Source organism: Microvirga sp. 2TAF3 (assembly GCF_052114965.1).
Classification (GTDB): Bacteria; Pseudomonadota; Alphaproteobacteria; order Rhizobiales; family Beijerinckiaceae; genus Microvirga.
Map to the genome: position 1 here is coordinate 59,716 of NZ_JBFRFT010000002.1, position 26,358 is coordinate 86,073.

Consider the following 26,358-nt stretch of genomic DNA (forward strand, 5'->3'; position numbering starts at 1 on the left):
GTTGGTGGGCATGTCCCGCCTGAGCCGCCACGTTTCGCTGCAGGATACCGCCATGAACGGATTGCAGAAGATTCTCGTCGTCGACAATGGTGAGCGTGAGCCCGAAAGCGCTCTCTCGGCCGAGCTTGCCGGCATGGGATATGCCAGCGTCACCGCCCCTTTCGAGGCTGCCGACGATGTGCTGGCCATGATACCGAGCCCGGCCGCCGTGGTGCTCCAGGTGCCTCCACAGGCCAAATGGTCGGAACGCCGGCGCTTTCTCGAACTGGCGCAGAGGCTACGCATCTCCATGGCACCCAGCGGGGTTCCCATCCTGATCACGGGCGGTATCAGCGGTGCCGTCGCGATGCTCCGGAACGAGCTGGGGGCTCAAGCCGTCGCACGGCAGGAGTTCGAGATTCAGCCGGCGATCACTCCGAAGGCCTTCTCCTCCGTCCGCCCCTGATCCTCCGCCGTTCTGAAGACGGCAGCCGTCAAGGCCTTGCCGGACAGTGCATGATAGACGGCAACCGTACTTCCCGGCCCGCCTCCCGTATGGCCCGCGACGGGGCCATGGGGCGCTTCTCCCCGCATCACTCCCAAACCGTAGCCCGGTACTTTCCAGGGGCGCTCAGGGATGGGACCGGCAAGGACGAAGGGCGCCAGCATCTCCTCCCGTAAGACTGACGGCAGCAGATCTTCCGTCATGAGACGATCGAGAAGTAAAGCCGCATCCCGCACCGATCCAACCAGAAGGCCGTGATAGACCCAGCCGGGATGATAGTTTTTGGCCTCGCCCATCGCGACGTCGCCGAGATCCCTGCGCTCATTTGCGATCCGGGCGCTGCCGATCCGCAGCGGGTCGAGGACGAGACGGCGCAGCGCTTCATCGAGGCTCTGGCATGTGCGGCTCTCGATCACCTGTCTGACAAGGAGATAGCCGATATTGGAATAAGCCCATCCCTGCCCCGGCTCGTAGTGGAGACGGTCGGCATCGGCTATCTCCCACAAGGTGGATACCGGCCATGGATCGTCTTCCCGCGCAACCGCCTCGTGATAGGCGCGAAGACCGCCGTAATCCGGAAGACCGGAGCGATGCTGAAGGAGATGCCGCAGAGTGTAGGGCCTGCCCGGCAAAGGCTCATCCAGCCTGACGCTGCCATCACGAACGAGCGTCAGGGCGGCAGCGGCCAAGACCGTCTTGGTGAAGCTCCACCATGGCACGATCCGCTCGGCATCGTGCCCTTCGACCAAGATGCCGTGCTCGACAACGGCCCAGGTTTCCGTCGTCACGCGGCCTTCTTCTCCGCGATACGCACGAGATTACGCAGGATCGCGGTCGAGGCCTTGAGCCGCTCATCGGGCGTCTCGACATCGCGGATGAACACGATCTTCATGTCCGGGCGCACCTTCGCGAAGGAGGCCTGCTCCGCCACATAGGAGACGAGGCCGTTCGGATTGGCGAAGGCGTTGTCGCGGAAGGAGACGATGATGCCCTTCGGCCCGCCATCGACCTTTTCCACATTGGCGCGGCGGCAGAGCACCTTGATCGACATGATCTTGAGAAGCTGGTCGACCTCCGAGGGCAGCGGCCCGAACCGGTCGATGAGCTCCGCCCCGAAGGCGTCGATCTCGCTGTCCGTTTCGAGTGTCGAGAGGCGGCGGTAGAGTCCCAGGCGCAATTGCAGGTCCTGCACGTAGCTTTCAGGGATCATCACCGGCGCGCCGACGGAAATCGTCGGCGACCACTGATCCTCCGCCGGCTCTTCGATCCCGGCCTTGAGCTGGGCGACGGCCTCCTCCAGCATCTGCTGATACAGCTCGTAGCCGACCTCCTTGATGTGGCCGGACTGCTCCTCGCCGAGAAGGTTGCCCGCACCGCGGATGTCGAGATCGTGCGAGGCGAGCTGGAAGCCCGCGCCCAGCGTGTCGAGGGTCTGCAGAACCTTGAGGCGGCGCTCGGCCTGGACCGTCATCGGCTTGTTGGCCGGCACCGAGAACAGGGCATAGGCGCGGGTCTTCGAGCGGCCGACGCGTCCGCGCAGCTGATAGAGCTGCGACAGGCCGAACATGTCCGCGCGGTGGACGATGAGCGTGTTGGCGGTGGGAATGTCGAGGCCCGATTCCACGATGGTGGTGGAGAGCAGGATGTCATACTTGCCCTCGTAGAAGGCGGTCATGACATCCTCGAGCTGGCCCGCCGCCATCTGGCCGTGGGCGACGGCCACCTTGGCCTCCGGCACTTCCTTGTCGAGGAAGGCCTTCACCTCGCCGAGATCGTCGAGACGCGGCACCACGTAGAAGGCCTGCCCGCCCCTGTAGCGCTCGCGCAGCAGCGCCTCGCGGATGAGGAGCGGATCGAACGGCGTGACGAAGGTGCGCACGGCCAGCCGGTCCACGGGCGGCGTCGTGATGAGCGAGAGTTCCCGCACGCCGGTCAGGGCCAGTTGCAGGGTACGTGGAATCGGCGTCGCCGAGAGGGTCAGCACGTGCACCTCGGCGCGCAGCTCCTTCAGGCGCTCCTTGTGGCTGACACCGAAATGCTGCTCCTCGTCCACGACGATGAGGCCGAGATCCTTGAACTGGATCGACTTGCCGAGAAGGGCATGGGTTCCAACAACGATGTCCACGGAGCCGTCGGTGAGACCCTCCTTCACCTTCTTCATCTCAGCGGTGGGCACAAAGCGCGAGGCCTGCGCGATGTTGAGCGGCAGGCCCCGGAAACGCTCCGTGAAGGTCTTGAAATGCTGGCGCGCCAGGAGGGTCGTCGGCACGACGACCGCCACCTGCTTGCCGTTCATCGCCGAGATGAAAGCCGCACGCAGCGCCACTTCGGTCTTGCCGAAGCCCACATCGCCGCAGACGAGGCGATCCATCGGGCGGCCGGAGCCCAGATCGTCCAGCACGGAATCGATGGCGTTCAGCTGGTCCTCGGTTTCGTCATAAGGGAAGCGGGCCGCGAATTCGTCGTAGAGCCCTTCCGGCGGCGCCAGACGCGGCGCCTCCTTGAGAATGCGGGCGGCGGCGATCTTCATGAGCGCGCCGGCCATCTCGCGGATGCGCTGTTTCATGCGCGCCTTGCGCGCCTGCCATGCCCCGCCGCCGAGCTTGTCGAGCTGGACTTCCGTTTCCTCCGACCCGTAGCGGGTCAAAAGCTCAATATTCTCGACCGGCAGGAACAGGCGATCGCCACCGGCATAGTGGAGTTCCAGACAGTCATGCGGCGCACCCGCCGCTTCGATGGTCTTCAGGCCCTCGAAGCGACCTATGCCGTGATCCACATGGACGACGAGATCGCCCGGCGTGAGCGCCGCGACCTCGGTGAGGAAATCCTGCGGCCGCTTCGACTTGCGCTTCTGGCGGATGAGGCGGTCGCCTAGGATGTCCTGCTCGCTGATGACGGCGAGGTCGCCCGCCTCGAATCCCGATTCGAGGCTCCAGATGCCGACCGGGATTTCGATGCGCGGCAGGGCCAAGCCGTCGGAAAGGCGCGAGACGGGAGTTGTCTGGCGCAGGTCGTGATCCTGCAGAACATGGGTCAGCCGCTCCCGCGACCCTTCCGACCAAGCGCCGAGGACGACGCGTTTACCGGAGCCCTGAAGCTCGCGGATATGACGGACGGCGGCCTCGAAGACATTGGCGCTCTCGTCGGCCCGCTCCGCGATGAAATTGCGTCCGCGCCGCGCATCGCAATCGATGACGAGGCGTCCCTCGGATTCTGGAATCGCGAAGGGCGTCAAGCGGGCGAGAGGCAGGGATGCGGTGCGCTCGGCCCATTCCTCGGGCCTGAAATAAAGCGCCTCCGGCGGCAATGGACGATAGGGCGCGACTCCGGGCTGGTTCTGACCGAGCCCCTCGCGCCTTGCATCATAGTAATCCTTGACCTGGGCAAGGCGCTCCGCCGCCGCATCGTCCGCAAGGGCATCGAAGACGAAAGGAATGCCGGGGACATAATCGAGCAGCGTGTCGAGATGGTCGTGGAACAGGGGCAGCCAATGTTCCAGGCCGGGATAGCGCCGCCCCTCGCTGATCGCCTCGTAGAGCCTGTCGTCCCGCGTGGGGGCGCCGAAGGACGCCACATAGGCCTGCCGGAAGCGCTTGATGCTCTCGGTGGTGAGCTGAACCTCGCTCATGGGAACGAGATCGAGCGAGCGCAGGGTGCCGACCGTGCGCTGGGTCTCCGGATCGAAGGAGCGGATCGATTCCAGCGCATCGCCGAAAAAGTCGAGCCGCACCGGGTTGGGCAGCCCGGCCGGATAGAGATCGATGATGCCGCCGCGAACGGCGTATTCGCCCGTATCGCGCACCGTGCCCGTGCGCAGGAATCCGTTGGTTTCGAGCCAGTTGATGAGCAGCGTCGTGTCGACCACGTTGCCCGGCGCGGCCGAGAAGGTTTCCGCCGCGATGCGCGCCCGGGGTGGCACGCGCTGCACCAGCCCATTGACCGTCGTCGAGAGGATGCGCGGGCGGTCCTCTGACGTTTTCGAGCGGGCGAGCCGCGCCAGCGTCGTCATCCGCTGCGCGGTCACAGCCGCGTTCGGCGAGACCCGGTCATAGGGCTGACAATCCCAAGCTGGGAATGAAAGAATCTCGATTTCCGGCGCGATGAAACCGAGGCTGTTGGCGAAATTCTGCTGCCTCATTCCGTCGCGGGCGACATGGACCAGGACGGCCGGGCCTTCCACCTGCCCTGACAGGCCACGCGCCAGATCGGCTACGCTGAGCGCGTCGAAGCCATCCGGAACGCTGGAGAGCGTCAGATTCTGGCCTTTCTTGAGGGCGTCGATGGCACGGGTCAGAACGGGTTTCATGTCGGATCAGGTCAATAAGATGCAATGCGGGCCTAAAGAGCCCGGTCTGAAAATCGGGATGATATCGATTACACGTGAATCGGAGACGTGTGGGTATGGAAGCCTTTCAGACGGCGGAACACGGCCGTGTCGTAGTTTTCCGGTGTTTGCGCCTCGCCCGTGATCCAGGCGAGGAGGTCGCGATCCGGCACCTCGATCAGGCGCTCGAACTCCGCCAGATCATCCTCGGGCATGGTGCCGATTTCCGCGTCGGCGAAACGGCCCATGATAAGGTCCATTTCCCGCATGCCGCGATGCCAGGCGCGGAAAAGAATCTGCTTCCGACGAACATCGAGGCCGGCGCTGCTGCGTGATGGTCCGCTCATGAAGTTGCTCCACTCGTTCAGGATGGCGTCGCCTCAGGGCGGCTTTGCCGCTATATAAACACCTCAACCCGACTTGCCACCCGTTTGAATGTCATTGCGCCCTTCCATTCTCGATCCGCTTTTCGCTCCGGCCAATACTTTGCCGGGCGTCGGACCCAAGATCGCCCCCCTGCTGGACCGCCTGCTGGGCGAACCCGGCCGGCTGGCCCGAGTCATGGATCTGCTGTTCCATGTGCCGACCAGCGGAATCGCCCGCGAGATGAAGGGCTCCATCGCCGATGCGCCCATCGGCGAGCCGGTGACCCTGTCCGTTACCGTCGCGGCTCATCGCCCCCCGCCTCCCGGTCGGCGTGCGCCCTACCGGATCCTGGTCGAGGACGAGACTGGCGATGTGGTGCTGGTCTTTTTCAACGGCCACAAGGCGCGGTTGGAAAAGCTCCTGCCTCTCGGCGAGCGCCGATACGTCTCCGGCAAGATCGAATTGTGGGACGGCATGCGCCAGATGGTGCATCCGGACCGCGTTCTGGATGAGCGCGGCATCGAGAACCTTCCGGCGGTGGAGGCGGTCTATGGCCTGACCGAGGGCCTCTCCTCCCGCATGGTCGGGCGCTATATGGGAGCCGCGCTGGAACGGGTGCCTCCTCTGCCGGAATGGCAGGATGACGCCTGGCTTGGCCGCAATGCGCTTCCGCCCTTCAACCGGGCGCTTGCGGATCTGCACAGGCCCGGAGAGGCCGCCGCGTTGTCCGAGGAGGCCCTTGCCAAATCCGCTCCGCGCAGACGCCTCGCCTATGACGAGTTGCTGGCCTCCCAGCTCGCCCTCGCCCTGGTGCGAAGCCGCATGCGCCGCCTGCCGGGCCGGGTGAACGCAGGCGATGGGCATCTGGTCGAGCGGCTGAAAAACGCCCTGCCCTTCGGCCTGACCGCATCGCAGGCCCAGGCCGTCGAGGACATCCGCCGCGATCTCGTCGCGGACAAGAAGATGCTGCGCCTGCTTCAGGGCGATGTGGGTTCCGGCAAGACCGTCGTCGGACTTTTGGCCATGGCGAGCGCCATCGAGGCCGGCCGTCAGGCGGCGCTGATGGCGCCGACGGAAATCCTGGCGCGGCAGCATTTCGAGCGCATCGCTCCCCTGGCTCGCGAGGCGGGTCTGACGATCGCGCTCCTGACAGGGCGCGACAAGGGCGCGGAGCGAAGAGCCGTCCTGGCGGGTCTCGCTGATGGCAGCATTCAGATTGCGGTCGGCACGCATGCCCTGTTTCAGGAGGGTGTCGCCTTTCACGACCTCGGTCTTGCGGTCGTCGACGAGCAGCACCGTTTCGGCGTTCATCAGCGGCTCGCATTGGGCGCAAAGGGCGAGGCGGTCGATATTCTCGTCATGACCGCGACGCCGATTCCGCGCACCCTCGCTCTCACCTATTTCGGCGACATGGATGTTTCCGTGCTGAGCGAGAAGCCGGCGGGCCGCAAGCCCATCGCGACGAAGCTGATTTCCATCGAACGACTGGATGAGGTGATCGGCGCCATGGGCCGCGCCATCGCCAATGGCGATCAGGTCTATTGGGTCTGCCCGCTGGTCGGCGAATCCGAGACGGTCGATCTCGCTGCCGCCGAGGAGCGCTTCGAGCAGCTCAAAGGCCTGTTCGGCGACCATGTCGGTCTTGTGCACGGCAAGCTCGCGGGCCGGGACAAGGATGCCGCCATGGAGCAGTTTTCCGCGGGCGAGACCAAGATCCTCGTCTCCACCACCGTCATCGAAGTTGGGGTCGACGTACCGCAGGCCACCGTGATGGTGATCGAGCACGCCGAACGCTTCGGTCTCGCGCAACTCCACCAGTTGCGCGGCCGTATCGGGCGCGGCTCGCGCGCATCGACTTGCCTTCTGGTCTACAAGGGACCGCTCGGCCAGACAGCCCAGGCGCGGCTCGAAATGATGCGTCAGACCGAGGATGGTTTCCGGATTGCCGAAGAGGACTTACGCCTTCGCGGCGAGGGTGAGGTTCTCGGCACGCGCCAGTCCGGCCTTCCCGGTTTCAAGCTTGCCCGCCTCGACGTGGACGGCGATCTCCTCGCCGCCGCGCGGGACGATGCCCGCCTGATCGTGGATCGCGACCCGGACCTGACGAGCGAGCGCGGAAAGGCGTTGCGCGTGCTTCTTTACCTGTTCGAGCGCGATTCCGCGATCCGCCTGCTGCGCGCGGGATAGAGCGGTTTAGGGAGATCGCCAGGCAGACTCTCCTCCCCGCAAGGGGGAGGGATGGAGCCCGGACTGAACCCTCCAAACCAGCCTTATTCCACCGTCACCGACTTCGCGAGATTGCGGGGCTGGTCCACGTCTTTGCCCATGAAGACGGCGGTGTGATAGGCGAGCAGCTGGATCGGCACCGAATGCAGGATCGGCGCAACGATGGGATGAACCGACGGCATCACGATGGTCGCCATGGTCTCGAGGCCGGTTTCCAGCGCGCCCTTCTCATCCGTGATGAGGATGATGCGTCCGCCGCGGGCCGCCACTTCCTGCATGTTGGAGACGGTCTTCTCGAACACGCCGTCATGGGGCGCGATGACGATCACCGGCATGGTTTCGTCGATGAGCGCGATCGGGCCGTGCTTCAGCTCGCCGGCCGCATAGCCTTCGGCGTGGATGTAGGAGATTTCCTTGAGCTTCAGCGCACCTTCGAGGGCCAGCGGATAGGAGGTGCCGCGGCCGAGATAGAGCACGTCCTTCGCCTTGGAGAGTTCGCGTGCGAGAATCTCGATCTGGTGCTCGCGCTTCATCGCCTCGCTCATCAGGCCGGGAACGCCGATGAGAGCGTCGACGAGCTCCTTCTCGTCCTCCGCGCTCAGCGTTCCGCGTGCCCGACCGGCGGCGATCGCCAGGGAGAGAAGAACGGTAAGCTGGCAGGTGAAGGCCTTGGTCGAGGCGACGCCGACTTCCACCCCTGCGAGCGTGGACGCGATGACGGAGCTTTCCCGCGCCATGGTCGATGTCGGTACATTCACCACGGAGACGATGTGCTGCTTCTCCGACGAGGCATAGCGCAGCGAAGCCAATGTGTCGGCGGTCTCGCCCGATTGCGACACGAAGAGTGCAAGGCCTCCGGGCTCCATCGGCGCTTCCCGATAACGGAATTCGGATGCAACATCGATCTCCACCGGAATACGAGCCAGGCGCTCGAACCAGTATTTCGAGATCAGCCCGGCGAGATAGGCCGTACCGCAGGCGGAAATCGAGATGCGCTTCAGATCCTTGAAGTCGAACGGCAGCTCGAAAGGCAGCTCGACCCGGCCCGCCGTGAAGTTCACGTAATGGGCCAGCGTGCGGCCAACAACTTCCGGCTGTTCATGAATTTCCTTCGCCATGAAGTGGCGATAATTGCCCTTGTCGGCAATGAAGGAGCCGGTCAGGATCTTATGGCGCGGCCGCTGCACCATCTTTCCGGTTTCGTCGCGAATATCCACGCCCTTGTGACGCAGGATCGCCCAGTCCCCATCTTCGAGATAAGTGATCTCGTCGGTCAGAGGAGCCAGCGCCAGTGCGTCGGATCCGAGATAGGTCTCACCATCGCCGAAACCGATGGCGAGCGGAGCGCCATGGCGGGCGCCGATCATGAGATCATCTTCGCCCGCAAAGAGGAAGCCGAGGGCGAAAGCGCCGCGCAGGCGCGGCAATGTCACCGCCACGGCCTCGATCGGCGGACGCCCCTGGCGCATCTCGTAAGTCACGAGTTGCGCCACGACCTCCGTATCGGTTTCCGTTTCGAACCGGATGCCCTTGGCCTCAAGCGAGGTTTTCAACTCGCGAAAATTCTCGATGATGCCGTTATGGACCACCGCCAGCTTGTCGGTGGCATGGGGATGGGCGTTGGTCTCATTCGGCTTGCCATGGGTTGCCCAACGGGTGTGGCCGATGCCGATGAGGCCGGACAGGGGCGCCTGGGACAGCTTGACCTCGAGGTTACGGAGTTTGCCCTCCGCTCTGCGGCGGTCGAGAGATCCGTTCTCAAGTGTTGCCACGCCGGCAGAGTCATAACCGCGATATTCGAGCCGCCTGAGGGCCTCGACGATCTGCTCCGCGACAGGTGTCTTGCCGACGATTCCTACGATTCCGCACATGTCTCGAAGTGTCCTTTGAAGAAATTCCGCCCGTTAAGCTTGAGGTCCTGCTACAGAGGCGGACACTTCATCTCAAATCAACTTGCATGACCGATTGTGACATATAGGATCATTTCAGTTTAGCGGCTTGTGACTTTACCCGAAAGATCCGGGCCCAATTCTCCTTAATAACCTGACGTCCGCGCCCCAGGCTCAGGGCATCCTCCGGCACGCTCTCGGTAATGACGGATCCGGAACCGACAAAGGCCCCTTTGCCGATCTGGACCGGCGCGACGAGAGAGGAGTTGGAGCCGATGAAGGCGCCCTCCCCGATCTCGGTGCGATATTTGCCGAAGCCATCGTAATTGCAGGTAATGGTGCCGGCGCCGATATTGACGTCCGTGCCGACGCTCGCATCGCCGAGATAGGTCAGGTGTCCCACCTTCGCGCCCGCTCCGAGCTGGGTATTCTTGATCTCGACGAAGTTGCCGACTTTCGCCTTGGGTCCAACCGAAGCTCCCGGCCGCAGGCGGGCGAAGGGGCCGATTCCGGCATTGCCCGAAATATGCGCGCCTTCGAGATGGCTGAAGCTATGAATGATCGCGTGGTCTTCCACGACGACGCCGGGACCGAACACCACATGCGGTTCGACGATCACGTCCCGTCCGAGTTTCGTATCGTAACTGAAGAAGACGGTCTCGGGCGCCACGAGGGTGACGCCGCTTATCATGGCCACCTGACGCAGGCGCCCCTGGATCATGCGCTCGGCCTGCGCGAGCTGTGCCCGGTCGTTGACGCCGTGCACTTCCTCCTCCGCGACGGTGACGGCGACCGCGCCATGGCCGAGCGACCGTGCGATGGCTACCGCATCGGTGAGGTAATACTCGTTCTTGGCGTTCTTGTTGTCGATCTTGTCGAGGATGGCCAAGGCCGCATCCCCGCGGAGCGCCATCAAGCCGCCGTTGCACAGGGTAATGGCCCGCTCCGCCTCGCTGGCATCCTTGTGCTCGCGGATATCGAGAAGCTGGTCGCCCGAAAGAAGGAGCCGTCCATAGCCGGTCGGATCCCGTGCCTCGAAGCCGAGGGAGACGACGGCGGCCCCCTTCGCGAGAGGCGCGCGCAACTGGGCCAGGGTCTCGATGCTGACCAGAGGCGTGTCGGCATAGACGATAATGATGTCGTCCGGCTGCCGTGCCAGCGCATCCCGCGCGCTCAGAACCGCATGGCCCGTGCCGAGCCTGTCCTTTTGAACGAAGATTTCAGCGTCAGGGACGATCTTCCTCGCCTCTTTCGCAACGTCATCCCGATCAGGCCCGACCACGACCGCGACCTGGGTCGCTCCGGCCGCCATGACGGCCGCCAGCACGTGTCCCACCATCGAGCGATTGGCGATTTCGTGGAGGACCTTCGGCTTGTCGGATTTCATACGTGTGCCTTCGCCGGCCGCGAGCACGACGGCAAGGCAGCTCCGGGATGACGGGTTCGGAAGCGTGGACGAGGTCATAAGGTTTCAATCCGGCAGTGGTTTGCAGGGCAGCTAACTTATTAAGGGGTAGTCCGGCAATCATCCCGTTTACAAAACGTCGGGATGCATCACCAACTCGTTTACTTCGGACCCATGTTCGCCGATATGTACGGACAACATGTTTCTGGCTGACTAGCCTCGTTCACACAAGAGTATCGCCGTGCCGGTTCTGCCGAAGGCTTCGCGCCTTTCCCATCCTCGCCGGCGCGATATGCTGGCCTATATCGGCGTTTCCATCGCCGGCCTGGCATACGCGTCGCCACTTCGAGCCCAGACATTCCAAGCCCTCATTCAGGCCAGAATGGGTGATGGGCAGCGTTTCGATCCTGCCGTCGTGGTGGATATCGCGCGCCAGCTCGCTAAGAAACCGTACGTTCCGCCGCCGAACGACCTGCCGGATGTCTTCTCGAGCCTGAACTACGAACAATATATCGCAATCAAATCCCTTCAGCCTCCGATCTGGGCACAGGATGGCCGCGGGATCGCCGTCGAGCCGCTGCACCGGGGATTCGTCTTCACCAATACCGTCGACATCTTCCTCGTGGAGGATGGGGCCGTCAGGCGCATCGGCTACGACCCCTCCAGGTTCGATTTCGGCCGCATCAACGTCCCTGCGGGTATTACCGATATCGGCTATTCCGGCTTCCGGCTGATTTCGACCTCGGGCAACGGCCAGCCGTTCGACTTCGCCATCATCCAGGGAGCGACCTTTTTCCGCGCTCTCGCCCGCGGTCAGAATTTCGGCGCCATTGCCCGTGCGCTGACATTGAAGCCAGCGGATCCGAAGGGTGAGGAATTTCCCCTGTTCCGTGCCTTCTGGCTCGAACGGCCGGCGGTTGGCAGCAACAGCATTACGGCCCACGGCATTATCGATTCGGAATCGACTTCCGCCGCAATCCGGATGACCTTCCGCCCCGGCGACATGACGATTGTCGATGTGGAAACGACCCTCTTCCCTCGCGTCAACTTGGATCACGTGGGCCTCGCGGGTATGGGCTCGACCTATTTCTATGGACCGAACAACCGCCGCAATACCGATGACATCCGGCCCGGCGTCTACAAATCGAGCGGCCTTCAGATGCTGAACGGCAAGGGCGAATGGCTGTGGCGCCCCTTGCAGAACCCGGAAACCCTTCAGATTTCGGCCTTTGTGGATGAAAACCCGCGTGGTTTCGGCCTGCTCCAGCGGGATCGGTCTTTCGACGCCTTCCAGGACGATGAGGCGCGGTTCGAGCGGCGCCCCAGTCTGTGGATCGAGCCCTTGAGCGATTGGAAGCAAGGAAGTGTCCAGCTCCTCGAAATCCCGACGGCTGCCGAAATCAATGACAATATTCTTACCTACTGGCGCCCCAAGGCCCAGATGGCCGCAGGCTCCGAAGTGCCCTTCGCCTATCGGCAGTACTGGTGCTGGACCCCACCGGAGCGCCCCCCTCTGGCGACGGTGACCGGCACTCGCGTGGGGCAGGGATCGACAGGCAAGCGCCGGAAGTTCGCCGTTGAATTTTCCGGCGAGGCGCTGGGTGAAAATCTGCCCCAGGACCTTAAATCTGTCCTCACGGTCGGTCCGGGTTCATTTCAGAACCTTAAAGTGTGGCCCTATCCGGAGCGAAAAGCGATTCGCGTCGTATTCGAACTTGACCCGGGCAACGAAAACGCGTGTGAGATGCGTCTCATCCTCGAAGCAGGCGGGAAACCGATTAGCGAAACATGGCTTTATCGTTGGACACCGTAGGGCCCGATTCGAAAATCGCCGCAATTGGGCGGTCTGAACCCAGCATGCCGCCCGAAAATCGTCTTGAAATGCCGACCCAGTCGCTGCGGCGCTGGTCGGCGTCGCAGGAGCGCAAGCCCATCGTGGATCGCTCTCGTTGGAGCACGATTCTGGCGCGCCTCTTCGTGTTCGGCTGCGCGCTTCTGCTCACCGGATACGGCACCTATGAAATGTATCAGGTGGTGTCGGTCAGCCGTACCACGGTGCTCCAGTGGGTGCTGGTCGCGCTCTTCACCGTCAATTTCTCCTGGATCGCGGTCGCGTTCACCAGCGCCGTCCTGGGCTTCTTCGCCCTGCTCGCGCAGCCCCGCACGCCGCCCGCTCCCTCGTCCCTGTCCTGCCGCACCGCCATCGTCATGCCCGTCTACAACGAGCAGACCTCCCGGACCTTCGCGGCTCTGGAGGCGATCTACGAATCGGTCCAGGCGACGGGACTTGGTTCGCATTTCGATTATTTCATCCTGTCCGACACCACCGATCCGGATGCCTGGGTCGCCGAGGAGAGAGCGTTCCTCGCCTTGCGGGAGCGCCTTGGGCCGGAAGCCCGCTTCTATTACCGCCACAGGGAAAAGAACTATCACCGCAAGGCGGGCAACATCGCCGATTTCGTGATGCGCTGGGGTGGCCATTACGAGCACATGCTTGTCCTTGATGCCGACAGTCTGATGACAGGCGACTGCGTCGTGCGCCTCGCGGCGGCGATGGAGGCCGATCCGGATGCGGGCATCATCCAGTCCTTGCCGCTCATCATCAACCGCAACACCCTGTTCGCCCGGCTTCAGCAATTTGCTGCGCGGGTGACCGGGCCGGTGATCGCGATGGGCCTTTCGGTCTGGATGGGACGGGACGGCAATTATTGGGGCCATAACGCGATCATCCGCACGAAGGCCTTCGCGGATCAGGCCGGCTTGCCCGACCTGAAGGGCAAGCCGCCGCTGGGCGGGCATATCCTGAGCCATGATTTCGTCGAGGCCGCCCTGATGCGCCGGGCCGGGTGGGATGTGTACATGCTGCCCAATCTCGGCGGGTCCTATGAGGAGAGCCCGCCGTCCCTCATCGACCTTTCCGCCCGCGACAGGCGCTGGTGCCAGGGCAATCTGCAGCATATGCGGGTGATCGGGGCCAAGGGCCTGAAGCTGCCGACACGGCAGCATTTCGCGACGGGCATCATGTCCTATCTCGCGTCGCCGTTCTGGCTGTTCCAGCTGATCGTCGGTATCGCGCTCGTCCTGCAGACGACCTATATCCGGCCGGAATATTTCGCGCGCGATTTCCGCCTCTATCCGATCTGGCCGCGTTTCGATCCCGAGCGCGCCTTGGCCCTGTTCGCACTGACCATGGGCATCCTCCTGGCGCCGAAGATCTTCGGCACGATACTTGTCCTGCTGCGCGGGAAGGAACGCCGCGCCTCGGGCGGCGCCATCCGTCTCGTCGTCTCGTCGCTGATGGAGATCACTCTATCGGCCCTGCTGGCGCCGATCCTGATGCTGATCCAATCGGGCTCCGTCTTCCAGATCCTGCTCGGACGCGATACGGGCTGGCAGCCACAGCGCCGCGACGACGGCTCGATCCCGTTCAAGGACATAGTGCGCCGCCACCGCTGGCATACGGTGCTGGGCGCGCTGGCCGGTCTTTCCGCCTTCATGATCGCCACATCCCTCTTCCTCTGGATGTCGCCGACGATTCTCGGCCTCCTCCTTGCGATTCCCCTCTCCTGGCTGAGCGGCCAGCTCGGCGCCGGATTGGCCCTGAAGCGGATGGGGCTTCTGATGACGCCCGAAGAGCACCAGCCTCCGGCGATCGCCACGCGCGCCAACGAATTGCAGCGACGTAATGCGACCTTCGGCTTCGATGATGACGACGGACTGCTGGCTCTCTATTCCGATCCGAATCTCAGGGAGCGTCACGCTGAAATGCTCTCACCGTCCTCCCGCCGCAAGCGCGGCCAGATCGAGACCGATCACGCTCTTGCCGAGGCGAAACTGGCCGATGCGGAAACGATCGATGAAGCCTTGAGCTGGCTGAAGCCCAAGGAGCGCATGGTCATTCTCAAAGATTCGGCCCTGCTCACCATGCTGGTGGAGTTGAAAGGCGGGCCGACCGGGGTAAAGGCTGCGGAGTAATCCGCAGGGCGGTGATCTCCGAGCATGGCTTTCGCGGAAACGGGATCGTCTCGCGAAAGCCATGCGATCAGGTTTCCTGCACTGCCGCCTTCTTCGCATCATCCGCGATTTCGCTCAGGATCCATTCCCGAAAGGCCTGGAGCTTGGGCGCGCGGCGGCGAGCTTTGGGATGGACCAGCCAATAGCTTCGATCCGCCACGACAATCAGCTCGAAGGGTTGAACCAGTCGTCCGGCAGCGAGATCTGCCCGGAAGAAATAGGGGTTGACCAATGCCGCCCCCTGCCCCGCCATGGCGGCCATTCCCTCGAATTGCTGGGCACCGAGAGAGTAATCGGGGCGCTTCGACAAATCGACGTTCGCAACGCCCGCGGCATCAAACCAGTCCCGCCACCACGGATCGCTCGGCGAAATGAGGGCCAGCTTGAGCAGGTCCGCTGGTTCACGAAGCTCCACCCTGCGAAGCAGATCGGGACTGCAAACGGGCGTGAACTGGTTCGGGAAGAGGAAGTGAGCCTCCAGGCCCGGCCAGTTTCCGGTGCCGCTGCGAATGCCGAGATCGAAGTCATGGTGCGCGAAATCGAGGACTTGTGAGTTGATGTCGATCTGCACCGCAATGCCTGGATGGAGCTGCTGAAAGCGGCCGAGACGGGGCACGAGCCAGTTGGAGGCGATGGTCGTGACCGTGGTCAGAGACAGGGTCGTCTGCACCGTCTCGTCGATCCCCGCAAACGCCGCCCTCAGCATTTCGAAAGCCTCGGTCACCGCAGGGGCGAGCTGGCTTCCCCGCGCCGTCAACCCGACCTGACGCGGGAGGCGCGTGAAGAGCGGTGCACCGATGCGATCCTCCAGCATCCGGATCTGATAGCTGACCGCTGCCTGCGTCATGCCGAGCTCTTCGGCAGCACGGGTAAAACTCTGGTGGCGGGCCGCCGCTTCGAAGACGCGGATGGCGCTCATGGGAGGAAGTTTGGACATGGCTTATCCATAAGGCTGCCTTATGCCAGCCAGCTGCCTTTCGTTTTGTCAAGACTCAGCAGGAGGCGCATCGTCAGCTTCATCGCCGACGGCACGGATGCCCTCGGCCGGCATGAAATCGGATGGTTGTCATGAGGCATGAAGATGTCCGCCGCCTGCGCGGCGTCGAGAGCTTTTGGTTCCGCCTGAAGCTATGGCTGAAGCCGGCTCCCCGGCAGTTGCGTACACCTTTCATATCGAACCTGAATCATCTCTCGGACCACGAGAGGTGCGATATCGGCCTGCCGGAACAGGTCCGATATGCGGATTGGCGCGCCTTGAAGGAGAACGGCGGATTTTCGTGATCAGGAAGTCAGGCGGCTCGGCTTGAGGTCTCCGCTCTGTTCGAGCAGGGAATGGGCCGTTGACGCGATATGCGCCTCGATGCGCTTGAGGTCGCGCACGATATCGAGCTGTAGCGCCCCCGTATCGCCAACCGTCTTGCCCGAGCGCAATTGCTCGAAATGCCTTTGGGTAATGGTTCGCTCCATGTCGCGGAAGCGCTCCTTCTCAGCAACGAGGCGACGGGCCGAGCCGATGTCCTGGAACATCAGGACGGAAGCGGCGAGTTGCAGATGCTCCAGCAGCTTCGCATGCATGTTGTCGATATCGGCCAAGCTGTCCTTGGGCAGGCGCAGGTGGTTCTTGATGCGCTTCGCCGCGAGTTCCATCAAGTTCTTGTCGATGATGTCGCCCACATGTTCGAGGTTGATCGCGAAGGCCAGGATATCGGAGAGGCGCTTCGCCTCCTCGTCGCTCAGGGCTTCGTGGTTGATCGAACTCAGGTAGCGGCGCACGGCGCTGTAGAGCCGGTCGACCACATCGTCGGTGCGGCTGACGGCATCGACGCGGGCGATGTCGCCCTCATGGAACAGGTCCTGAGAGCCACGCAGCATGGTCTCGACGATATCGGCCATGCGCAGGACTTCCCGGGCCGCGTTCGAGAGCGCGACCGAGGGCGTGTCCAGCGCATCGGTGTCGAGATATTGCGGCACGCCGGGGTCGGAGGCCCTCATCCTTTCAGGGAAGAGCTTGAGCAGCAGCGTTGCGATCCACGGCAACGGCAGAATGAAGACCGCTGCGAGCACGACGTTGAAAATCGTATGGAAATTCGCCGCCAACCGCGCCGGGTTGGGATCGAACATGTTCATGTAGTTCAACAGCGGGTCGATCAACGGCAGCGCGACGATGCAGCCGATGACGCGCATGGCAAGGTTCCCGAAGGGCACTCGCAACTTGACCGGATCGCCGCCCGTTCCCTCGAGAAGAGGGTTGAGCGAACTGCCGAGATTGGCGCCGAGCACCATGGCGAGAGCCGAATGCGGATCGATGACCCCGGCGCTTGCCAGAGACATGATGAACAGCAATGCCGCGACGCTGGAATGGGCGGCCCAGGCGAGAGCCGCCGCGAGCAGCACCAGAATCAGCGGATCCGGCGCAATGGCGGCGAGCAGGCTCTTGAGAACGACAGAGGATTCGATCGGGCGAATCGTCTCGGACAGAAGATGCAACGACAAAAGCATCAGGCCGAGGCCGATGACGACACGTCCCAGATCCCTCGCACGGCTCGAAGACCCGCGCCGGAAGGCGATATATCCGCCGAAGATCAGCACGGGAAAGATGAGCGTGATGTCAAAGGACAGCACCTGGACGATGAGGGTCGTGCCCACATTCGCGCCCAGCATCACGGCAAGCGCCGGAACGAGATCGACCGCCCCGCCCGCCGTGAAGGATGCGACCATCAGGGCCGTGGCCGTGCTGCTCTGAAGGACGGTGGTAACGCCAAGTCCTGCAAGGAAGGCCCGAAGGCGGGTTCTCAGGCCGATGCCGAGAATCCAGCGCAGGTCGCTGCCAAAAGCGCGCTGCACCCCGCTATTGACCATGTTGATGCCCCACAGAAGCAGGGCAATCTCGCCAAGGAGATGAATCAAGACGGCAGTTGCGGACATTCATTCCTCAAGGTTGCAGCAGAGTTCAAACCTCCTGCTTAGTCCCGTCGAAACGATCCCGCAATCAGGTTGCCGGCTAATAATGCAAGCTTGTTCGGAAAACGGCGGAAAACCTGTCGAAGAACAGAGGGTTCTCCAGAAAAACCTCTCTTTTTGGAGAGGGGCTCTCTTTCGCGCAAACCCTCAAGGCTTTGTGTTCGGGAGGACAGCGGTCGCCTCAATTTCGACCAAGGCCTCCCTCTCGACAAGGCGCACCACCTGAACCAGCGCCATGGCGGGATAATGGGAACCCAAAACCTCCCGATACGCTCGTCCGAGTTCGCGCAGATTGGCGAGATAGTCGTCGATATCGACCACATACCAGGTCAACCGCACGAGATGCTGCGGCCCTGCCCCGCCCTCTGCGAGAATGGCGCGGATATTCGAAAGCGTCTGCCGCACCTGCGCGACAAACCCTTCGGGGAACACGCCCGTCTCGTCCCAGCCGACGATGCCGCCCGTCACGAGAAACTTGCCTTCCGCCATCATGCCGTTGGCATAGCCTTTCGGAACGGGCCAGTTCTTCGGATGCAGGATTTCGGGGCCATCGTCGTGACCGGATGTGGGAACGGCGCCTGTCGCAGCTTTCACCGGCAAGTCTCCTGATAACGCTCCAAAGCCGCGCGAAGGTCGTCGGGCAGCGGAATCGAGCGATGGGTTTCGAGCGAGGTCGTCACCATGACGAAGCGAGCCACCAATACAGGCTCCTCCTCGCGGAAGGCGTGAATACGAAAAGTGAGCGATGTCCGCCCGATTCTCTGGACGACCACCGCGCATTCGAGCTGGTCGCCCATGAAGCCGGGCCTAGAGAACTCGGCGGCGGCGCTGACGAAGCCGAGACCGACCCGGCGTGGCCCGATCATGGCGTGATAGTCGATGCCGAGCGCCTCGCCGAACCAGTCTTCGACGACACCGTTGAACATGTCGAAATAACGCGCGAAATAGACGATGCCCGCTGGGTCGCAATGGGAGAACCGGACAGGCACAATCGTGCGCCATGCGCGTTCGCCCGGCGGCAGCGCCACTTCTCCAAGCCGGGGAGTCGCCTCATCCATGGGATATCTCGCGGGTCATGTCTCGCCGATCTTTCATGCCGATACGCGCCGGCCCTCGGAACTTTGCGCCTCCTGCATCTTCAGCAATTCGCGCGCGATCACGATCTTCTGCACCTCGGTAGCACCCTCGTAGATGCGCAGGGCGCGGATGTCGCGATAGAGTTCCTCGACCTTGACGCCCTTCTTCACGCCGGCGCCGCCGAAGATCTGCACGGCCTTGTCGATGACGATCTGCGCCGCCTCGGTCGCATGCATCTTGGCCATCGCGGCCTCGCGGGTGACGCGGGCCGCGCCCTGGTCCTTGGTCCAGGCGGCGCGGTAGACGGCGAGTGCCGCCGTATCGACGAGAGTGGCCATGTCGGCAAGCGCGGCCTGCGTCATCTGCAGATCCGCGAGCGGCGCGCCGAAAAGCTTGCGGGTGGACGCATGGCTCAAGGCTTCGTCCATGGCGCGGCGCGCGAATCCGAGCGCGGCGGCTCCGACCGTCGAGCGGAACACGTCGAGGGTCGCCATGGCCACCTTGAACCCCTCACCGGGGCCGCCGATGCGTTGCTCGAGCGGAATGCGGCAGGCATCGAAGCGCAGGGTCGCGAGCGGATGCGGCGCAATCACCTCGATACGCTCTTCAACGATCAGGCCGGGCGTATCCGCATCGACCATATAGGCGGACAGCCCCCGGGCGCCGGGCGCCTCGCCGGAACGCGCGAAGACCACGTAATGATCGGCAATGCCGCCATTCGAGATCCAGGTTTTGATCCCGTCGATCCGCACGTGACCGGACCCGTCAGGCGTCACCGTGGTGCTCATCGCGGCTACGTCCGATCCCGCCTCCGGCTCCGACAGGGCGAAGGCGGCGATCGCCTCTCCGCGCGAGACGGGCGGGAGATAGCGCCGCTTCATCTCATCCGAGCCAAACAGCGTAACCGGCCCTGTGCCGAGGCCCTGCATGGCGAAGGCGAAATCGGCAAGACCATCCCGATACGACAGGGTCTCACGGGCGAGGCAGAGGGTGCGGACGTCGAAGGTCGGGTAGAGACCGCCATGGGCCTGCGGCACCACCGCCTTCAGCCAGCCATCCTGCCCGAGCTTGCGCACGAGAGCGCGGCAGGAGGCATCCACATCGTGATGATCGACCGTATTCCGGATAGCGACCGAGGCCCAATCCGCGAGCGTGTGGGCGAAGTGCCTGTGACGCTCCTCGAAGAAAGGCCAGGCGAGGAAGCTTGAATCGATCACGTCAATCTCCCTGGAACACCGGCTTCTCTTTCGCGGCGAAGGCGCGGTAGGCGCGGGTGAAGTCCTCCGTCGTCATGCACAGGGCCTGCGCGACGGCCTCCGCCTCGATGGCCTCCTCGACCGACATGGCCCATTCCATGGCGAGCATGCGCTTGGTCATGGTGTTGGCATAGGTCGGGCCGGTGCCGATCATTCGTGCGAGGCCTTGCGCTTCCCCGAGCAGGCTTGCCGCATCGACGAGACGGCTGAAGAAGCCCCAGCGCTCACCCTCCTCCGCGCTCATGAAGCGGCCGGTATAGAGCAGCTCCGAGGCACGTCCCTGGCCGATGATGCGAGGTAGGATCGCGCAGGCGCCCATATCGCAGCCCGCAAGACCGACCTTGTTGAACAGGAAAGCGACCTTGGCGCCCGGCGCCGCTAGACGCAGATCCGAGGCCATGGCGACGATGGCGCCGGCCCCGGCGCAGATGCCTTCCACGGCGGCGATGACCGGTTGCGGTGCGGCGCGCATGGCCTTCACCAACTCGCCGGTCATGCGCGTGAAGGCCGTCAGCCCCTTCGTATCCATCTCGACGAGCGGACCGATGATCTCGAAGACATCGCCCCCCGACGAGAAGTTGCCGGCCGCGCCTGTCACGACGATCGCCTTGACCTCGTCATCCTTGGCGCAGGCATGGAAGAAATCCGTCAGTTCGCGATAGCTCTCGAAGGTGAGCGGGTTCTTCTTCTCGGGCCGGTTGAGGGTCACCGTCGCGACGGGACCATCGACCGACAGAAGGAAATGGCGGGGCCGGTAACCGGACAGCGGCAACGTCACCGGATTTGCGAAATGGGTCATGCCGACTCTCCCGTCATGGCACGCCGGGCAGAGAGCTTGGTCTTGGCGAGCAGTCGCATGAGATCCTTCTGTTCCCTCGGAGTGAGATCGCCGAAAAGCTCAGCGATCCAGGCCTCGTGCTCGGCGGCCATGGCGCGGAACTCCGCCTGTCCCGCGCGGGTAAGGCTGATCATCTGCGCACGTCTGTCGGTTTCCGAAACGCGGCGGTCGATATGTCCGGAAGCGACCAGCCGGTCGACGAGGCCCGTGAGGTTGCCGTTCGACACCATCATGCGCTTCGAGAGATCCGACAGGGTCATGCCGTCCGGATTCTTGTCGAGCTGGGCCATCAGATCGAAACGCGGCAGCGTCACGTCGAAGCGGTCGCGCAGGCGGCGGCGCACCTCGCCTTCGATGAGGGTGGAACAGGTGAGAAGTCGCAGCCAGAGGCGCAGCTCGTCCCGATGATCCTCGGGCATCTCGACCGCCTTGGTCTCGGCGTCGAGGGGAATGGTTTGATGGCTCATGTCAGATCTCCCCTCCGGCCACCACGATGGCTTGGCCCGTCACGGACCTCGCCCCTTCGCCACAGAGCCAGAGCACCGCGTCGGCGACCTCGGCCGGATCGATCAGCCTTCCCTGAGGATTGTGCTTCACGAATTCGCCGAGCGCCTCCTCACGGGAACGGTTCGTCTTCGCGACGATGCGGTCGAGGCTTGTCGATACAAGATCCGTATCCGTGAAGCCGGGGCAGACGGCGTTCACCGTCACGCCTGTTTTCGCCGCCTCAAGGGCGAGCGCGCGCACAAAGCCGATGACCGCGTGCTTGGCGGCGCAATAGGCGCTCACATAGGGATAGCCCTTGAGGCCCGCAGTCGAGGCCACGGCAATAACGCGTCCGAAGCCGCGTTCGGTCATGGAGCCAAGCACGGCCTGGGTCACGTTGGTGACGCCAAGCAGATTGATATCCAGCATCTGCCGGAAGAGGTCAGGCCCGGATTTCATGAACGGGGCCGAGGCAGCGGCGCCCGCATTCGCGATCATCAGATCGACGGCTCCGTGGCGGGAGACGGCGTCCTTTACGGCAGCCTGTACGGCTTCCGGATCCGTGACATCGGCGACGGCCGCTCCATGGGCAGATCCCTCCGACACCGCGCGCTCCAGCGTCGCGCGGTCGCGTCCGACCACGGTGACTTTGGCGCCCGCGTCCGTCAGGGCCTGCGCGATGGCGCGGCCGATGCCGCGGCCGCCGCCCGTGACGACCGCGTGCCGGCCTTTGAGAATTGTCTCGCTCATTTCATTCTGCGGCGAGAGAGGTCTCGCCTGCCTCCATTTTCAGTTCAGCCCGCGTCTTCGGCCTGCCACGGACTTTAAGATCCTCGAAGTCCTGCCGATCGCGAACAGAGTTACGGAAAATCTGGTCTTTACCCGCAAGATATTGCGGCGGGCAATGGATGTCTTTGGCACCGTACCAAGCCGCCGCCTTCATGGTGAAGAACGGATCGACCAGATGCGGCCGCCCGAGCGCGACGAGATCCGCGCGCCCGGCGGCGAGAATGGTGTTGACCTGATCCGCTGTCGTGATGTTGCCGACGCACATGGTCGCCACCCGCGCCTCGTTGCGGATCTGGTCCGAGAACGGAGTCTGGAACATGCGCCCGTAGATCGGGCGCGCCTCCTGCACCGTCTGGCCCGTCGACACGTCGACGAGATCGACCCCGTGCTCGGCAAAGGCGCGTGCGACCTCAACCGAATCATCGCCCGTCACGCCGCCCTCGGCCCAGTCGGTGGCGGAGATGCGTACCGACATGGGCTTATGGGCTGGCCAGACCGCGCGCATGGCATCGAAGATTTCGAGCGGGAAGCGCAACCGGTTCTCGAGGGAGCCGCCATACTCGTCCGTACGGCGGTTGGTGAGCGGCGAGATGAGGCTCGCCAGAAGATAGCCGTGGGCGCAGTGGAGCTCGAGCATGTCGAACCCGGCCCTGTCGCCTCGCTCCGCCGCCTGGACGAATTGCCGTTTGATGATGTCCATGTCGGCGCGGGTGAGCTCGCGCGGCACCTGGCTGTCCGGGAAGTAAGGGATCGGCGAGGCGGAGCAGATATCCCAGGCGCCTTCTTCCAGCGGCCGGTCGATCCCTTCCCACATCAGCTTGGTCGCGCCCTTGCGGCCCGAATGCCCGAGTTGGAGACAGAATTTCGCGGCCGAATTGGCATGGATGAAATCGACGATCCTCTTCCAAGCCGCCTCCTGCCCGTCGTTCCACAGGCCGGTGCAGCCGAGCGTGATGCGGGCTTCCGGCGAGACGCAGGTCATCTCGGTGAAGATCAGCCCCGCACCGCCGGTGGCGCGCGCGCCGTAATGGACGAGATGCCAGTCGCCGGGAGCGCCGTCCTTGGCCGAGTACATGTCCATCGGCGACACGACGACCCGGTTCGCCAGCGTCATCTCGCGCAGGCGGAAGGGCTGGAACATCGGCACGACCGGATCGTCAACGGAGACGTCGAAGCCGCGATCCCGCACCTGCTGCGCAAAGGTCCTGTCGACGGCCGACACGAAATCCGGCGCGCGCAGGCGCAGGTTGTCGTAGGTGATGGCCTTGGAGCGCGTCATCACACCGAAGGCGAACTGTACGGGGTCGAAACCCCAGAAGCGCGCCAGATGCTCGAACCAGACCAGCGACACGTCGGCGGCATGCTGGGTCTTCTCGACCTCCTCGCGACGGCCGGTCTCGTAGAGTGCAAGCGCACCCGAAACGGTGGGGTCGCGGCGGAAGGCTTCATAGAGGGCAATCGCATCCTCCATTGCCAACTTCGTGCCGGAACCGATGGAGAAATGCGCCGTGGCCTTGGCGTCGCCGATGAGCACCTTGTTGCCCTGCACCCAGCGCTTGTTCCTGATCATCGGGAAATTGCGCCAGATCGAGCGGTTGGTGAGGATCCTGTGCCCGCCGAGAAACCAGCCGAAGATTTCCTCCATCAGCGCCGCCGCCTCGGCCTCGCTCTTTTCTCCAAGGCCCGCGCGTTCGAACGTATCGGGGTCCGTTTCGAAGACCCAGGTGGAGCGATTGGCCTCGTATTGATAGGCGTGGGCGATGAACGGCCCCCACTCCGTCTCCTGGAAGATGAAGGTGAAGGCGTCGAGCGGCTTCGTCGATCCCATCCAGGCGAACTTGTTGGGCCGCAAATCCACTTCCGGCTGGAAATGCTCGGCGGAGCGATCGCGAAGGCGGCTGTTGATGCCATCCGCGACCACGACGAGATCGGCATCCTGGAACAGGCTTTCGTCGTCCACCTCGACTTCGTAACGAAGATTCACGCCCAGTTCGGAGGCGCGATCCTGGAGGATCAGCAGCAGGGTCCGGCGCGAGCAGCCGCAGAAGCCGTTGCCGCCGATCCGGTGCTCCGTTCCTTTGAAATGGATCGCGATATCGTCCCAATAGGCGAATTCGCGGGTGATCCGCTCGTAGCTCGGCCGGTCGTATTTCTCGAAATTGTCGAGCGTCGCATCGGAAAACACCACGCCGAAGCCGAATGTCTCATCGGCGCGATTGCGCTCGTAGACGGTGACCTCCATTTGTGGCCACTGCTTCTTCATCAGGATCGCGAAATAAAGCCCTGCCGGGCCGCCGCCGATGATCGCCGTCTTCATGAGAACACCCAAAAATCGATCCGATTATTTTAAGCTTAAAATAATTTCCGATCAAGCGGCCGGTGCGGTGTTGTCCGTGCGCGTGCCTGCCTCCGCGATACGGCGCAGCTCGAAACGCTGCAGCTTGCCCGTCTGGGTCCGCGGCAGAGCTTCGACATATTCGATGGCGCGGGGATATTTGTAAGGGGCGATCTCAGCCTTCACATGCTCCTGGAGCATCCTGGTGAGATCCGCGCTGGCGGCGTAACCCGCGCGCAGAACCACATAGGCCTTGGCGACCATGCCCCGCTCGAGGTCGGGCGCTCCGACCACGCCGCATTCGGCGACGGCCGGATGAGTGAGAAGGGCGGCCTCGACCTCCGGACCGGCAATATTGTAGCCGGACGAGACGATCATATCGTCCGAGCGTGCCTGATACCAGAAATACCCGTCCCCATCCATGAGGTAGGTATCGCCGCTGATGTTCCAGCCATCCTGCACATATTTCCGCTGCCGTTCATCCGCGAGATAACGGCATCCGGTCGGGCCGCGCATGGCAAGACGGCCAATGGAGCCCGGGGGAAGGTCGCGACCGTCCTGATCGACGATCTTCGCCTCGTAGCCCGGCACCGGTTTGCCCGTCGCACCGGGACGGATGTCTTCCTCTGTCGCAGCAATGAAGATGTGGAGCATTTCGGTTGCACCGATGCCGTCCATCAGCTTGATCCCGGTTGCCGCCCTCCAGGCATTGAAAGTGTCCTTCGGCAACGGCTCGCCGGCGGAAACGCATTTGCGCAGGGATGAGATGTCGTGGCTTTCCAGCTTCGACAACATGGCGCGATAGGCAGTCGGCGCGGTGAAGCAGATCGTTGCCCTGTATTGTGCGATAGCGGGTAAAAGGTCGTCTGGCCCGGCTTTCTCCAAAAGCACTGTCGAAGCGCCGATCCTCATGGGAAAAAGCACGATCCCGCCGAGCCCAAAGGTGAAGGCGAGCGGCGGCGAGCCGATGAACCGGTCGGTCCGGTCCGCCCGCAAGATGTTGCGCCCATAGGCGTCGCAGACCGCAAGCATGTCCCGGTGGAAATGCATGGTGCCCTTCGGCTCTCCCGTGGTGCCGGAGGTAAAGCCGATCAGGCAAACATCATTCGCCGCCGTGTCCACGGCTCGGAATTCGGGCGAGGCTTCGGCAAGAAGCGCTTCGAGCCCATCCGGCGTGCCGGAGCCCCAATAGATCACATGCTTCAGATCCGGCGACAGCGCCCGCGCCCGCTCCATCTCCTCGGCGAGGCGATGATCGCAGAAGGCTATGGAGATCCTCGCCTTGTTGATGGGATAGGCGATCTCCTTGGCGCGCAGGAGCGGCATGGTCGCCACCACGATGCCTCCGGCCTTGAGCACGGCGAGATAGAGCGCCACCATCATCGGGTTATTGCCGGAGCGCAGCAGCACCCGGTTGCCCGGCACGAAGCCGAGCCTGCCGACGAGCACGTTGCAGATCCGGTTCACGCGCTCCTGCAGGGCGCGATAGGTCAGGGTCTCGCCGGGACTGATGAGGCAGGGATTATCACCCCTGCCCTCCTCCACCCAGCGGTCGAGAAAAGCCGCCGCGCAATTGAGTCTTTCGGGGTATCGAAGCTCCGGCCGGTCGTGGAGAAAGACCGGCCACTGATCTTCAGGGGGAAGGCTGTCTCCCGCGAAAGTATCGACATGAGCCGTATACGCCATCGTCCATTCCTCTGTCCGGTCGCGTCATGCAGGCGTCGTTTCATGCGCCCGCTTTTGCGGAACTAGCCGCTTGAAGAAATCCTAAAATTATTTAAAGCTTCAAATAATGCTTGGCAATCCCGAACATGGGGTACGAGCATTCCAGCCAACCGAAAGGGAGTATTCGGCAGGCCGGAATTACGGCAGATTACCGTCGGTCATCGGCGAGACGAGTCGCGTCCC

20 protein-coding genes are annotated in these 26,358 nt (G+C 63.4%); 5 read left to right on the forward strand and 15 right to left on the reverse strand.

Annotated features, from left to right (window positions below; all coding sequences use genetic code 11):
- The first annotated feature begins 52 nt into the window (after positions 1–52).
- Positions 53–445, forward strand: coding sequence for a hypothetical protein (locus tag AB4Y97_RS02675; protein WP_441997461.1), 393 nt, complete (start codon positions 53–55; stop codon positions 443–445).
- Here the strand turns inward: AB4Y97_RS02675 and AB4Y97_RS02680 are convergent.
- The 3 genes from AB4Y97_RS02680 to AB4Y97_RS02690 all read right to left on the reverse strand — a co-directional run bounded on the left by AB4Y97_RS02680 (position 400) and on the right by AB4Y97_RS02690 (position 5,155).
- A complete protein-coding gene (locus AB4Y97_RS02680) occupies positions 400–1,272 on the reverse strand; it encodes a serine hydrolase domain-containing protein (protein ID WP_441997462.1) in 873 nt (290 codons plus the stop codon). The genes AB4Y97_RS02675 and AB4Y97_RS02680 overlap by 46 nt on opposite strands.
- Positions 1,269–4,790 carry a transcription-repair coupling factor gene (mfd, locus tag AB4Y97_RS02685; RefSeq protein WP_441997463.1) on the reverse strand — a complete coding sequence of 1,174 codons (3,522 nt, stop codon included), beginning with the start codon at positions 4,788–4,790 and terminating at the stop codon, positions 1,269–1,271. The genes AB4Y97_RS02680 and mfd overlap by 4 nt, the downstream gene beginning before the upstream one ends.
- Before the next feature lie 68 nt (positions 4,791–4,858).
- Positions 4,859–5,155: an FAD assembly factor SdhE gene (locus AB4Y97_RS02690; RefSeq protein WP_441997464.1), complete on the reverse strand. Its 297-nt coding sequence runs from the start codon at positions 5,153–5,155 to the stop codon at positions 4,859–4,861.
- Between the two features lie 88 nt (positions 5,156–5,243).
- Here AB4Y97_RS02690 and recG point away from each other — a divergent pair, with 88 nt between their 5' ends.
- Positions 5,244–7,361: an ATP-dependent DNA helicase RecG gene (gene recG, locus AB4Y97_RS02695; protein WP_441997465.1), complete on the forward strand. Its 2,118-nt coding sequence runs from the start codon at positions 5,244–5,246 to the stop codon at positions 7,359–7,361.
- A gap of 83 nt (positions 7,362–7,444) precedes the next feature.
- Here recG and glmS read toward each other — a convergent pair whose 3' ends face one another.
- Positions 7,445–9,271: a glutamine--fructose-6-phosphate transaminase (isomerizing) gene (gene glmS, locus AB4Y97_RS02700; protein ID WP_441997466.1), complete on the reverse strand. Its 1,827-nt coding sequence runs from the start codon at positions 9,269–9,271 to the stop codon at positions 7,445–7,447.
- Positions 9,272–9,380: 109 nt separating this feature from the next.
- Positions 9,381–10,754, reverse strand: a complete 1,374-nt coding sequence (glmU, locus tag AB4Y97_RS02705; RefSeq protein WP_441997467.1) for a bifunctional UDP-N-acetylglucosamine diphosphorylase/glucosamine-1-phosphate N-acetyltransferase GlmU — start codon at positions 10,752–10,754, stop codon at positions 9,381–9,383.
- Between the two features lie 181 nt (positions 10,755–10,935).
- Between glmU and AB4Y97_RS02710 the strand changes: the two genes are divergently transcribed.
- A complete protein-coding gene (locus AB4Y97_RS02710) occupies positions 10,936–12,507 on the forward strand; it encodes a glucan biosynthesis protein (protein ID WP_441997468.1) in 1,572 nt (523 codons plus the stop codon).
- Positions 12,483–14,669, forward strand: coding sequence for a glucans biosynthesis glucosyltransferase MdoH (gene mdoH / locus AB4Y97_RS02715; protein ID WP_441997469.1), 2,187 nt, complete (start codon positions 12,483–12,485; stop codon positions 14,667–14,669). The genes AB4Y97_RS02710 and mdoH overlap by 25 nt, the downstream gene beginning before the upstream one ends.
- 67 nt (positions 14,670–14,736) lie before the next feature.
- Here the strand turns inward: mdoH and gcvA are convergent, their stop codons facing one another.
- Entirely contained in the window at positions 14,737–15,645 is a 909-nt protein-coding gene (gcvA, locus tag AB4Y97_RS02720) for a transcriptional regulator GcvA (RefSeq protein WP_441997470.1), read from the reverse strand.
- A 131-nt stretch (positions 15,646–15,776) separates the two neighbouring features.
- Here gcvA and AB4Y97_RS02725 point away from each other — a divergent pair, with 131 nt between their 5' ends.
- Complete coding sequence (locus tag AB4Y97_RS02725) at positions 15,777–15,989, forward strand: hypothetical protein (RefSeq protein ID WP_441997471.1); 213 nt, start codon at positions 15,777–15,779, stop codon at positions 15,987–15,989.
- Here the strand turns inward: AB4Y97_RS02725 and AB4Y97_RS02730 are convergent, their stop codons facing one another.
- The 9 genes from AB4Y97_RS02730 to AB4Y97_RS02770 form a co-directional block, all read right to left on the reverse strand.
- Positions 15,990–17,633, reverse strand: a complete 1,644-nt coding sequence (locus AB4Y97_RS02730; protein ID WP_441997472.1) for a Na/Pi cotransporter family protein — start codon at positions 17,631–17,633, stop codon at positions 15,990–15,992.
- Positions 17,634–17,816: 183 nt separating this feature from the next.
- Positions 17,817–18,263 (reverse strand): RidA family protein, encoded by a 447-nt coding sequence (locus AB4Y97_RS02735; RefSeq protein WP_441997473.1) that lies wholly within the window; start codon positions 18,261–18,263, stop codon positions 17,817–17,819.
- The gene (locus AB4Y97_RS02740) at positions 18,260–18,727 is read right to left on the reverse strand and encodes an acyl-CoA thioesterase (RefSeq protein ID WP_441997474.1); all 468 of its coding nucleotides are present in this window, start codon (positions 18,725–18,727) and stop codon (positions 18,260–18,262) included. The genes AB4Y97_RS02735 and AB4Y97_RS02740 overlap by 4 nt, the downstream gene beginning before the upstream one ends.
- 33 nt (positions 18,728–18,760) lie before the next feature.
- Entirely contained in the window at positions 18,761–19,963 is a 1,203-nt protein-coding gene (locus AB4Y97_RS02745; RefSeq protein ID WP_441997475.1) for an acyl-CoA dehydrogenase family protein, read from the reverse strand.
- 1 nt (position 19,964) lies between these two features.
- Positions 19,965–20,801 (reverse strand): enoyl-CoA hydratase family protein, encoded by an 837-nt coding sequence (locus AB4Y97_RS02750; RefSeq protein ID WP_441997476.1) that lies wholly within the window; start codon positions 20,799–20,801, stop codon positions 19,965–19,967.
- On the reverse strand, positions 20,798–21,307 hold the full coding sequence (locus AB4Y97_RS02755; RefSeq protein WP_441997477.1) for a MarR family winged helix-turn-helix transcriptional regulator: 510 nt from the start codon (positions 21,305–21,307) through the stop codon (positions 20,798–20,800). Before AB4Y97_RS02755 ends, AB4Y97_RS02750 begins: the two co-directional genes overlap by 4 nt.
- Position 21,308: 1 nt before the next feature.
- Positions 21,309–22,076 (reverse strand): SDR family NAD(P)-dependent oxidoreductase, encoded by a 768-nt coding sequence (locus AB4Y97_RS02760; RefSeq protein ID WP_441997478.1) that lies wholly within the window; start codon positions 22,074–22,076, stop codon positions 21,309–21,311.
- Between the two features lies 1 nt (position 22,077).
- Positions 22,078–24,432, reverse strand: a complete 2,355-nt coding sequence (locus AB4Y97_RS02765; RefSeq protein WP_441997479.1) for a bifunctional salicylyl-CoA 5-hydroxylase/oxidoreductase — start codon at positions 24,430–24,432, stop codon at positions 22,078–22,080.
- 51 nt (positions 24,433–24,483) lie between these two features.
- The gene (locus tag AB4Y97_RS02770; protein ID WP_441997480.1) at positions 24,484–26,136 is read right to left on the reverse strand and encodes a benzoate-CoA ligase family protein; all 1,653 of its coding nucleotides are present in this window, start codon (positions 26,134–26,136) and stop codon (positions 24,484–24,486) included.
- Positions 26,137–26,358 lie beyond the last annotated feature (222 nt).

Coding starts and splice junctions, on each gene's coding strand:
- AB4Y97_RS02675 (WP_441997461.1), top strand. CDS start 53: ATGAACGGATTGCAGAAGATTCTCGTCGTCGACAATGGTGAGCGTGAG.
- mfd (WP_441997463.1), bottom strand. CDS start 4,790: ATGAAACCCGTTCTGACCCGTGCCATCGACGCCCTCAAGAAAGGCCAG.
- AB4Y97_RS02690 (WP_441997464.1), bottom strand. CDS start 5,155: ATGAGCGGACCATCACGCAGCAGCGCCGGCCTCGATGTTCGTCGGAAG.
- recG (WP_441997465.1), top strand. CDS start 5,244: ATGTCATTGCGCCCTTCCATTCTCGATCCGCTTTTCGCTCCGGCCAAT.
- glmS (WP_441997466.1), bottom strand. CDS start 9,271: ATGTGCGGAATCGTAGGAATCGTCGGCAAGACACCTGTCGCGGAGCAG.
- glmU (WP_441997467.1), bottom strand. CDS start 10,754: ATGACCTCGTCCACGCTTCCGAACCCGTCATCCCGGAGCTGCCTTGCC.
- mdoH (WP_441997469.1), top strand. CDS start 12,483: ATGGCTTTATCGTTGGACACCGTAGGGCCCGATTCGAAAATCGCCGCA.
- gcvA (WP_441997470.1), bottom strand. CDS start 15,645: ATGTCCAAACTTCCTCCCATGAGCGCCATCCGCGTCTTCGAAGCGGCG.
- AB4Y97_RS02725 (WP_441997471.1), top strand. CDS start 15,777: ATGAGGCATGAAGATGTCCGCCGCCTGCGCGGCGTCGAGAGCTTTTGG.
- AB4Y97_RS02730 (WP_441997472.1), bottom strand. CDS start 17,633: ATGTCCGCAACTGCCGTCTTGATTCATCTCCTTGGCGAGATTGCCCTG.
- AB4Y97_RS02740 (WP_441997474.1), bottom strand. CDS start 18,727: ATGGATGAGGCGACTCCCCGGCTTGGAGAAGTGGCGCTGCCGCCGGGC.
- AB4Y97_RS02750 (WP_441997476.1), bottom strand. CDS start 20,801: ATGACCCATTTCGCAAATCCGGTGACGTTGCCGCTGTCCGGTTACCGG.
- AB4Y97_RS02755 (WP_441997477.1), bottom strand. CDS start 21,307: ATGAGCCATCAAACCATTCCCCTCGACGCCGAGACCAAGGCGGTCGAG.
- AB4Y97_RS02760 (WP_441997478.1), bottom strand. CDS start 22,076: ATGAGCGAGACAATTCTCAAAGGCCGGCACGCGGTCGTCACGGGCGGC.
- AB4Y97_RS02765 (WP_441997479.1), bottom strand. CDS start 24,432: ATGAAGACGGCGATCATCGGCGGCGGCCCGGCAGGGCTTTATTTCGCG.
- AB4Y97_RS02770 (WP_441997480.1), bottom strand. CDS start 26,136: ATGGCGTATACGGCTCATGTCGATACTTTCGCGGGAGACAGCCTTCCC.